This window comes from Priestia sp. 53B2, assembly GCF_056099005.1.
On record NZ_JBLZXA010000072.1, the window covers coordinates 1 to 418 of the forward strand.

1 rRNA gene is annotated in these 418 nt (G+C 53.3%); it reads right to left on the reverse strand.

The window, feature by feature from the left end:
• Window positions 1–13: 13 nt before the first annotated feature.
• Window positions 14–418: ribosomal RNA gene (locus ACN6NE_RS31125) — 16S ribosomal RNA — on the reverse strand; the annotation flags it as partial.

Genomic DNA, 418 nt, shown 5'->3' on the forward strand with positions numbered 1-418 from the left:
TAAAAATCCTTAGAAAGGAGGTGATCCAGCCGCACCTTCCGATACGGCTACCTTGTTACGACTTCACCCCAATCATCTGTCCCACCTTAGGCGGCTAGCTCCTTACGGTTACTCCACCGACTTCGGGTGTTACAAACTCTCGTGGTGTGACGGGCGGTGTGTACAAGGCCCGGGAACGTATTCACCGCGGCATGCTGATCCGCGATTACTAGCGATTCCAGCTTCATGTAGGCGAGTTGCAGCCTACAATCCGAACTGAGAATGGTTTTATGGGATTGGCTTGACCTCGCGGTCTTGCAGCCCTTTGTACCATCCATTGTAGCACGTGTGTAGCCCAGGTCATAAGGGGCATGATGATTTGACGTCATCCCCACCTTCCTCCGGTTTGTCACCGGCAGTCACCTTAGAGTGCCCAACT